11 protein-coding genes are annotated in these 9211 nt (G+C 47.2%); 9 read left to right on the plus strand and 2 right to left on the minus strand.

The features are described 5' to 3' along the window. The 4 genes from AACS90_RS18580 to ssb all read left to right on the plus strand — a co-directional run. Window positions 1–1727, plus strand: a 1727-nt coding sequence (locus AACS90_RS18580; RefSeq protein WP_099123514.1) for a DNA topoisomerase III, incomplete at its 5' end; no start/stop codon positions are given. A 311-nt stretch (window positions 1728–2038) separates the two neighbouring features. Next, on the plus strand, window positions 2039–2503 hold the full coding sequence (locus AACS90_RS18585; protein ID WP_099123521.1) for an STY4534 family ICE replication protein: 465 nt from the start codon (window positions 2039–2041) through the stop codon (window positions 2501–2503). Next, on the plus strand, window positions 2484–2789 hold the full coding sequence (locus AACS90_RS18590; RefSeq protein ID WP_371635718.1) for a hypothetical protein: 306 nt from the start codon (window positions 2484–2486) through the stop codon (window positions 2787–2789). The genes AACS90_RS18585 and AACS90_RS18590 overlap by 20 nt, the downstream gene beginning before the upstream one ends. Before the next feature lie 16 nt (window positions 2790–2805). Next, a complete protein-coding gene (gene ssb / locus AACS90_RS18595; protein ID WP_099123515.1) occupies window positions 2806–3318 on the plus strand; it encodes a single-stranded DNA-binding protein in 513 nt (170 codons plus the stop codon). 62 nt (window positions 3319–3380) lie between these two features. On the opposite strand, the gene AACS90_RS18600 is transcribed toward ssb, so the two are convergent. Continuing rightward, window positions 3381–4031: a hypothetical protein gene (locus AACS90_RS18600; RefSeq protein WP_099123516.1), complete on the minus strand. Its 651-nt coding sequence runs from the start codon at window positions 4029–4031 to the stop codon at window positions 3381–3383. A gap of 293 nt (window positions 4032–4324) precedes the next feature. Further along, window positions 4325–5374, minus strand: coding sequence for an Abi family protein (locus AACS90_RS18605; protein WP_193757296.1), 1050 nt, complete (start codon window positions 5372–5374; stop codon window positions 4325–4327). Between the two features lie 627 nt (window positions 5375–6001). Here AACS90_RS18605 and AACS90_RS18610 point away from each other — a divergent pair. The 5 genes from AACS90_RS18610 to traD all read left to right on the plus strand — a co-directional run. Next, the gene (locus AACS90_RS18610) at window positions 6002–6283 is read left to right on the plus strand and encodes a helix-turn-helix domain-containing protein (protein WP_099123517.1); all 282 of its coding nucleotides are present in this window, start codon (window positions 6002–6004) and stop codon (window positions 6281–6283) included. Window positions 6284–6433: 150 nt separating this feature from the next. Further along, on the plus strand, window positions 6434–6976 hold the full coding sequence (pilL2, locus tag AACS90_RS18615; RefSeq protein ID WP_099123518.1) for a PFGI-1 class ICE element type IV pilus protein PilL2: 543 nt from the start codon (window positions 6434–6436) through the stop codon (window positions 6974–6976). Further along, a complete protein-coding gene (locus AACS90_RS18620; protein WP_099123519.1) occupies window positions 6976–7674 on the plus strand; it encodes a TIGR03759 family integrating conjugative element protein in 699 nt (232 codons plus the stop codon). The genes pilL2 and AACS90_RS18620 overlap by 1 nt, the downstream gene beginning before the upstream one ends. Then, window positions 7650–8189, plus strand: coding sequence for an integrating conjugative element protein (locus AACS90_RS18625; protein ID WP_099123520.1), 540 nt, complete (start codon window positions 7650–7652; stop codon window positions 8187–8189). Before AACS90_RS18620 ends, AACS90_RS18625 begins: the two co-directional genes overlap by 25 nt. Next, a partial coding sequence (gene traD, locus AACS90_RS18630; protein WP_153043704.1) for a conjugative transfer system coupling protein TraD occupies window positions 8186–9211 on the plus strand: 1026 nt, incomplete at its 3' end. The genes AACS90_RS18625 and traD, both read left to right, overlap by 4 nt.

Here is a 9211-nt window from a genome sequence, read left to right on the forward strand (position 1 = left end):
GGCAGTTATTGAAACAGGTTGATGAGGTCATTATTGCCACCGATGCCGACCGTGAAGGGGAAGTCATTGCTCGCGAGTTGCTGGAATATTGTCGTTTCAGCGGTGCGGTCAGGCGGTTGTGGTTGTCGGCACTGGATGACACCAGCATCCGGCAGGCTCTGGCGGCTGTTTTACCGGGAGAACAGACGGAAGCACTCTATCAGGCCGGGCTGGGGCGGGCGAGAGCCGACTGGTTGACGGGTATCAATTTGACCCGTTTGTATACCCTGAAAGCGCAGGCCCTGGGTTTTGGCGAGGTCTTATCCATTGGCCGGGTACAGACACCGACACTGGCACTGGTGGTGAGCCGGGATAAGGACATTGCGAATTTTGTGCCGGAACCCTACTGGCAGGTGATGGCTAATCTGGAAAAAGACACTGTCCGCTTTCAGGCGAAATGGCTGCCCGCTACGGAGGAGGGCGATGAAGAAAACCGCTGTACCCGGGAGGCCGTAGCACAGGCTGTGCAACAATGTTGCCAGCAGGCCACACAGGCTACAGTGATGGCCGTCAGCAAAAAACGGGAGAAAACCCCGCCGCCGCTCTGTTTTGATTTGGGCACGTTGCAGCAGACGGCATCCCGTCTCTGGGGGATGGGTGCCAGTCAGGTGCTGACGATTGCTCAGTCTCTGTATGAAACCCATAAAGCCACCACCTACCCCCGCACGGATTGCGGGTATTTGCCTGTGTCCATGCAGGCAGATATTCCGGTGGTATTGACCGCACTGGCACGAACCGATCCGGCGATGGCTGATATTATCAACCAACTGGATAAACAACAGGTTTCCCGGGTCTGGAATGACAAAAAAATCACGGCCCACCATGCCATTATCCCCACCCGTCACGCTTTTGACCTCACCCGGTTAACGACCGACGAGTTACAGGTTTATCAGCTTATTCGTCAGCATTATCTGGCTCAGTTTCTGCCCCCGCAGGAAACGGATGTGACGGAAATGACACTGGATATCGGCGGGCAACGCTTCCGGGCGAAAGGGCGGGTCAATGTGACCACGGGCTGGAAAGCACTGTTTACTGAAAATCAGGAAAAGTCAGACGTTGATCCCCCGCTCCCGTGCTTTTATCAGGGCGAGCGCTGCCAGATTATTGAAGCCAGCATTCAGTCGCTGCACACCAAACCGCCGGCCCCGTTTACTGAAGGTACGCTGATTGCCGCGATGAAAAATGCCGCCAGTCTGGTCAGTGATCCGCAATTAAAGCAGGTCTTGCGTGAGAATGCCGGACTGGGCACGGAGGCGACCCGTGCCGGCATTCTGGACACCTTGTTTAAACGCCGGCTGATTGAGCGGAAAAAGAAAGCGATTCAGTCAACACCACTGGCACGGGAACTGATTGCCGGGTTGCCGGAGGTCCTGACCAGTCCGGGCATGACCGCGTTATGGGAGCAGTCGCTGGAAGATATTGCGCAGGGTAAAACGTCGCTGGCGGTGTTTATGCAGAAACAGGCGCAATGGCTGTTGCATTTAGTCGAACGCGGCAAGGCCCAACCGTTACACCTGACGTTACCGAAAACCCCTGACTGCCCGAACTGTGGCAGCCGGATGCGGCAGCGGCAGGGAAAAACCTCGCCATTCTGGGGCTGTGTGAACTACCCGGGCTGTAAAGGGATGCTGAATGACAAAGCGGTTACCCAATCGCGCAAAGCCCGGCGGGCAAATCAAAAAGTCTGACGATCTGGTTGTTGATTGACGTGCTGACAGGATGCTTTAAGAATCACCCTGTTTCTTAAATGATCGGTGAGCCTGCAACGATCGCCTTCGGGTGGCTGGAAAACTCCCGTAGCCTGAAAGGGAGTGCCTCAACGCGGTACATCTGCCCCCCTTTGAAAGCAGATATTGCCGGTCCAACGGCAATGAAGGTTCATTATTCTTTATCAGCACGTCAGCAACGTAACTGTCTGACACCCAGCGGGAAAATCTTTCCCGTCAGGGAGGGGATTTTCTCCGTCATTACTTATTGTTACCTCCATGGAGAACATCGTATGTCTGAGAACACCACAGCGTTAACCAAAAATGACTATTTCAACCTGAATATCAAAGGATTGGGTTATCTGAATAATATCCGCCATGTCAGCACCGCCAGCGGCACCTTCCTGAGTTGCGTGATCAATGCATTAAATGGCCCGGGTGATAACCCGGTCTATGTGCGTTTTGATATTACTGTGGTGGGCAAGGAAGCGACCAGTCTGATCGGTCGTTGCCAGAAATCGGTGGATGAGGATAAAAAAGTGCTACTGGGATTTACGTTAAGCAACCCCTCCACCGACATTTTTACCCTGAAACGCGGTGACCATGCCGGTGAACAGCGCGTCAGCCTGAAAGCCCGTCTGATTAAAGTGGACTGGATCAAAATCGGTCAGGAGAAAGTCTATCAGGCCGAACAATCCGATTCGACACCGCCACAGAACGGTGTTACGCAAACCGAATATGCAGAAAACTCATTCTGATATTCCTTTTACCCCACTGACTTGCCCTGATGTTTCAGGGCAGTCTTTTAATTATCAAAGACAACAGGAAGCAGAGATGAATATTGCCCCTATTGGTGTTCTGGCACTGCAATACTGCCATAAACAGTTACCGTTAGCTGTGTTACAAAGCCGTGCGGGATTTTATATCGGCACCATGGAGGCGGGCGTTCCGTGCTCCCGTGAATCAACCGAATATTTTGCCAGCCGTGAGCAGGCAGAACTGGCGCTGCAACAAGGGCGCTGGACACAACGCCAGTCAGCATAACCGGGAGGAAATCAGCATGTCTTCGCGCGGCATTAACAAAGTGATTTTAGTGGGTTATCTGGGACAAGATCCGGAAATCCGTTACCTGCCAACAGGTGGCACGGTGACAACGCTGTCACTGGCGACTTCAGACAGTTGGCGGGATAAACAAACCGGTGAGACTCGGGAAAAAACCGAATGGCACCGGGTAGTGATCTTCGGAAAATTAGCCGAAATTGCGGCGGAGTATCTGCAAAAAGGGGCTCAGGTCTACATTGAAGGCCAGTTACAAACACGTAAGTGGCAGGACCAACAAGGGCAGGATCGCTATTCAACGGAAGTGGTGGTTAATGTGAATGGCATCATGCAGATGCTGGGCAGTCGTGGTGATACAAAGAATACGATGCCACAGCAGGCTGGACATCAACCGGCACAGAAGCAGCCGCCTTCTAAACCCACCAGTAAAGAGCGAAAAAACACGCAAACGGCACAACCTTCTGTTTTACCCGAAGAAGAGAATGCTGACTGGGATTCGGATATTCCGTTCTGAGTGGTGTCTTAATCATTAACGTATTGCCCTGTGATTACAGGGCTTGTTTTATATAACGCGATTTATTTGAATTCACTCGTATCTATTTGAGCTAATTTATCAGCATACTCTTGCATTTTTTTTCTTTTAGGTAACTTATTATAAAACCAAAGCCATGAAAATTCTGTTATTGCTACTAGTACATAGGGGATAATATGAATTTCTTCGGGGTTTGAATAGGATTTAAATACCGATAAGAAGATTGATGTCAACATTAATAGCAATGAAATCATTGATATGAAAAGATTTATTTTTCTGTCTTTTTTATATCTCTTAAAATCTGTGGAAAATTTTTTATCTTCGTGAGTTATGTATTTCACTATCTCTTTTAATTGACCTTCAGGAATATCGCATCTATATGGCTTTGATAATAAAAACATATAAATTCTTCTGCTGTTGTAATCTCGTATCCCTGTCAATTTAGTGAGCAAAATGTCTTTTGTTTTTCTTTCGATAAAGTTCAATTCAATAGTATTTTCTTCTCTGGCGAGAGAAATATAATTATCACCATATCTTTTGTACTTATTTAACCCCTGATCTTTAAATGAAGAAATCATCTCTCTAATTTCTTTGTTTTTCATGAATAAAATAATAAAAACAATTATTATAACTAAAGAAATATTTCCTTCGCCAATGATTCTTGATAATTCTTTTGTTTCATTTATTATCGACATAACACGCATTTTCTCAGGTGGTATAAATAAAGATAGGATACTTCATGGTATGAAATTTTATAAAATTAATGTGAGAAATTTTTGTTTTTTTTAACTAGCTCACAAATTTTTTCGATATTTCAATTTAATGAATATTTATTTTTTTATTATGATAATAATAAATTATTCAACTTTAAATATTAACTTCATTAAATCGGCGATTCGCATTTCTCTATCCAGTGTTGAAAGCAGCATGATTGTAGATTGAATTTTATTATAAATCGCCGTGTACTGATCAATCTTTGAGTTAAATTTTACACCTTGGTGATCCTTTTTGCATTTGGATAGCGTACAGTGCTTGACTCCGGGTAGTATTTCACCACGTCATGTTTTTTATATGCTTCTATACCACCATCAAGCTCTTCTTTTCTTCCAAAAAATATCGCCTTATCTTTTCTGCTTTTTATTAAAATGTGATTATCCGAAATATGAACAATTTCCCCGATATGAGAAGCGTCTAAAATGACTAATTTTCTCCAGTCTTTATTGATGTGCAGTGATGATATTCCTTCTGGAAGTTGTTTATTTTTCCAGAGTGAATGAAGGCTGCATAACTCTGCCATTTTTTGATTATTTTCAATAATATCTAATAGCTTAAGATTGGATGGGTTGATCCAATTAATAACTTTTAAACAACGTTCGTAATGCTCAATCACTTTATTGACAATATCTTCAACCTGATACGCCTTTTGATCACGCCACAGAGGTTCATGATGAGAGAGTCGGTTACGAATTTTGTTAATTTCTTTTAGCTCATTACCAATGCTATTAATCGATAATGGGCGGCCTGTTTGCGTATTCAATGCGTTTGGGAAAACTGCACCTCTCAAATGGGGCCAAAGTACCAAGTAAGGTTTTTTTTGAATATCAAAATCATTTCTGACCATAGAAACCCAGAAACCAAAGGTCAGTTTGGCGATAATGTTTTCAGGCGTATGAGGTTTTTTCTCTTTCTCTAACTGGTTTATGGCTGCCTGAATGCCTTTATAAGCACCGGGATTATTCCGTTGTGTGAACGCATTGACGAACCAATGGCCGTCTATTTGGGATTTTTTCTCTGCCCAAACATGGCTGGCAAAATTGCGTTCAATCCGTTCTTCTTCATAGTGAATATAAGACTGATAGAGGGCGTTGCGTAATGAAACTTCAATGACTTGTAACGCAGGTAAGAAAGCACTGGCCAGTTGTTTATTCCATAAATAAACACCTAAACATTGTTCAGGGGATGCGCCACCAAGAATTGGTAATTGATAGGTAGCAAATCTAGAAGCGGAAAGTGATCTTGTGATGGCTTCAATAGTCATTGCGTTGTGATGCCCATTTTTTATTAATTTGGTATAGTATACTTTTGTTTTATCTGGATTTATATGGCGAAAGTGCATGCATTGACGCATTTTATTGAATGTTATATAATCTGTAACCAGAGGCAACTCTATTTGTGTAAGCACCCGCCCCTACTCATTTTTATTGATGGTCGGAGTGTGAAGAATATTTTTCAAAAAAGGCTCCCGAAGGGGCCTTTTTTGATCCTGATAATAAGTAGTGTGTGAATAACCATTAATAGATATTTTTTCGTTTGCCACCTTAAATGTTAAGGCAGTGTATGAAAACTATCATATTAATATATTTGTTTATTTTCTTAGATTGTTTATTTCATTTACCTAATTTACTTATTTTATTTACATGTTCGATTATTGAATTAGATAACTCAATCAGTTAAAGTAAAAATGCTATCGGCAAAATCCGATAGTCGGGAGGTCGCAGCCCCGTAAGTTATCCACTGGTAGGAAGTTTCTACCAGTGTGCCTGTTATCGCCCCTTCAATGGCGGTTCAGGCAGGGGAGACTTCGGTCTCGCCGGCTGATAACTCCGGTACTGCGAACCCTGTTTTGAACCGCCACCATTAATAATTAACAGAAGGGGACGCAGGCATGACTCACACTCACCAAGACTGGCACCCAGCCGAGATTATTTGTGCATTACGCAAACGTGGTACGACACTCGCCGCTTTATCCCGCGAATCGGGACTCAGTTCTTCCACTCTGGCAAATACCTTATCCCGCTCATGGCCGAAGGGGGAACTCATCATCGCGACCCGTTTGGGAATGGAACCCGCTGAAATCTGGCCCAGCCGTTATTTCGATGACTACGGCAATTTTATTGAACGAAAAATCCGTCAGTCGGTTGATGAAAATCAGCCAGCGGCTGAATAACCCACGGATAAAAACCTAACATTGACACATTATAATGTCTGTTTCGGCATATTAATTTTCAGCAAACACAGTTGAGTTGTTCATTGAATACATTACCGGGTTCCTTGCATAGTCAGGATTATTTTATGACTGAGCAGGAACCTATTTGGCATGAAAATAACGGTGTTAATCGGCTTAATCGCGGTCATACTGACGGGATGTAAGGTTCCCGTAAAACAACCGCTCCCTCAATCTTCCCAAAATAGTTTTTCTTCCGTTACGTTGACGCAAAACATTCAAACTGTTTCACCGGATATTTATCAGCAAACACCTGAAGTCGTCCGCTACGGGCGCTATGTGCTGGTCAGTACCGCCCCGACAGCAGCGCAGCGTGATCCACTTTCCCAGTTGATTGATATTCAGCTTCCCACATCCCAGAGCCCCACGGTGGCTGATGCCATGCGTTATGCATCGCGTCAATCCGGCTACGCCCTCTGTGTGCCTGACAAGACGAATGACATTTTATATCGCCAGCCGCTACCATCCGTACACGCTCAGTTGGGTCCGATTCGGTTACGCACGGCATTGCAGGTGATGGCAGGTCCGGCCTGGCAACTGGAAGTGGATGAGGTGAAGCGTGTTGTTTGTCACCATTTGCGACAGGGCTATCAGCTCCCAGCTCCGGCTAAATCTACTCAGTCGGGAGGGCGCTGATGAAATTATACCAGTTCAGTGTGTTGGTATGGCTGCTGAGCAGTCCGGTCTGGGCAGTCACGCCGACACCGTTAGCTTCGCAGCAGACACGAACGACTGAAAGCCAGCCGCAATCCCTGAATAATCAGGCTGAACAGTGGCAGTTAAGTACCGATGAATATCAGCGTTATCAGCAACTGATGAACGGGCCAAGGGGTATTCAGTCGCCGGGACTTGATCCGTTGACCGCATTAGGCATTGAAGCCGAAAGCGATGTCGAACGCCGCCGTTATGCTGAACAGTGGGTTAAGTCAGAGTTTGCCCGAACGGAAAAAGAACTGCGTTTCCAGCGGGAAGTGGATGCGGCCTGGCAGCGGCTGTTTCCTGATGTTTTGCCGGTCAATATGGAAAAATCGCATGAAGCAAACGGTCGGCTGGCTCTGTTTGTCAGAGCTAAAGATTGCCCGCAATGTGACACCCGTTTGGCCGAAGTGCTGGCGGCAAAGCAGCCGGTGGATATCTATCTGGTCGACAGCCAACGTAATGATGACACCTTACGGCAGTGGGCTAAAACGCATCATATTCCTGTTGAACAGGTCCGTAACCGACAAATCACGCTGAATCATGATGCGGGATACTGGTTCCGGTTTGGTAAAGGATTGATGCCGGTATTATTACGACAGGGGGAACAAGGATGGCAGGTCACGCCATTACAATGAAACGGCTGAGCGTATTCCCCATCATCGGTCTGTTATGGATGACTACCGGCCATGCCGAACTGAACGTGATTGCCGATTTAGGCGGCAAAGATGCCTCGCCCTTTTATGAAAGCATTAATGCCCAGCCGAATTATCGTGCTGCACAATCACACCCTTTCTCGCCAGAAGTGGAGGGGGAAGCAGCCATGCTGCCGGTTAACACACCGGAACTGACACCGGGAAAAGTGGTCAACCGCTCACTGCAATTGCCGGGGATTGGCGCGTTATTTTTGATTGGTGATGATCCTGACTCTCGTCAGTGGCTAAGTCAGCATGCAGCCCGTCTGGCACAATTGCACGCGGTGGGACTGGTCGTTAATGTCAGTACAATGACCGGATTACAGTCACTGCGCGCTTTAGCACCGGATATCCTGTTATCACCGGCTTCCGGCACAGAGCTGGCCCGACGCTTGCAACTGCAACATTACCCTGTGTTGATCACCGAAACTCAACTTTCTCAGCAGCCCTCACTATGAGCCGTCGTCATGTGGTTGAAGCCTTGCTGCGTCCGGCTGTCGAGCTGAATACCGCTGTGGTTTCAGCGGTGGCGGCATTTATCTGCATTAGGGCACCCTGGGCGATTGCACTGGCCCCCTCCGTCAGCTATGTGATGGCCGGTGGTTTTACTGTATTAGCAATAATACGCACCTGGCAGGGCATTCAGGTTATCCGCTATCGCCGAAACCTGAGCCGTTTACCGCGTTACCAGATGAGCACAAAACACATTCCCGTCAGTCATCAGCGCTTGTTTCTGGGTCGGGGTTTTCGCTGGCAGCAGAAGCATACCCAGCGTTTGCAGGATACGCGGCGACCGGAAGTCGAACGATTTGTGCAACCCTCTCAGGTTTATCAGTTTGCCCGCTTACTGGAGCATCGAACCGAATACCGCTGGTCGGCATTGTCAAATCTGTTGCGCAAAGATTCCCCGTTAAATCCGGTGCGACCATTGCCTCCGGTTGGGGGTAATTCCATGATCCACGGTATTGAACCGCAGGAAGCCGAAGTGTTTATGGATCTGCGCGAACGGGTCGGACATACCTTAGTCATGGGCACGACGCGGGTGGGGAAAACCCGGCTGGCTGAATTGTTGATAATGCAGGATATCCGGCGCGGTGAGGTGGTAATTGTCTTTGATCCCAAAGGGGATGCCGACCTGTTAAGGCGCATCTGGGCAGAAGCGCACCGGGCCGGACGTGGCAGTGAACTGTCCCTTTTTCATCTGGGCTGGCCGGAGATTTCAGCCCGTTACAATGCGGTCGGGCGGTTTGGCCGGGTCTCTGAAGTCGCTTCCCGTCTGGCGGGGCAATTGAGTGGGGAAGGGAACAGTGCCGCGTTCCGGGAGTTTGCCTGGCGATTCGTCAATATTGTCGCCCGTGCGTTGGTGGCACTGGGGCATCGGCCGGATTACACGCTTATCACGCGTTACGTCAATAATATCAGCGAATTGTATCAGCTTTATGCGACTAAAGTGATGGCAGACAGGCAGCCTGTGCTGCTG

Source organism: Xenorhabdus sp. KK7.4, from assembly GCF_963876465.1.
In the GTDB taxonomy this organism is placed as follows: domain Bacteria; phylum Pseudomonadota; class Gammaproteobacteria; order Enterobacterales; family Enterobacteriaceae; genus Xenorhabdus; species Xenorhabdus stockiae.

Coding starts and splice junctions, on each gene's coding strand:
- AACS90_RS18610 (WP_099123517.1), top strand. CDS start 6,002: ATGACTCACACTCACCAAGACTGGCACCCAGCCGAGATTATTTGTGCA.
- pilL2 (WP_099123518.1), top strand. CDS start 6,434: ATGAAAATAACGGTGTTAATCGGCTTAATCGCGGTCATACTGACGGGA.
- ssb (WP_099123515.1), top strand. CDS start 2,806: ATGTCTTCGCGCGGCATTAACAAAGTGATTTTAGTGGGTTATCTGGGA.
- AACS90_RS18590 (WP_371635718.1), top strand. CDS start 2,484: ATGCAGAAAACTCATTCTGATATTCCTTTTACCCCACTGACTTGCCCT.
- AACS90_RS18620 (WP_099123519.1), top strand. CDS start 6,976: ATGAAATTATACCAGTTCAGTGTGTTGGTATGGCTGCTGAGCAGTCCG.
- AACS90_RS18600 (WP_099123516.1), bottom strand. CDS start 4,031: ATGTCGATAATAAATGAAACAAAAGAATTATCAAGAATCATTGGCGAA.
- AACS90_RS18605 (WP_193757296.1), bottom strand. CDS start 5,374: ATGACTATTGAAGCCATCACAAGATCACTTTCCGCTTCTAGATTTGCT.
- AACS90_RS18625 (WP_099123520.1), top strand. CDS start 7,650: ATGGCAGGTCACGCCATTACAATGAAACGGCTGAGCGTATTCCCCATC.
- AACS90_RS18585 (WP_099123521.1), top strand. CDS start 2,039: ATGTCTGAGAACACCACAGCGTTAACCAAAAATGACTATTTCAACCTG.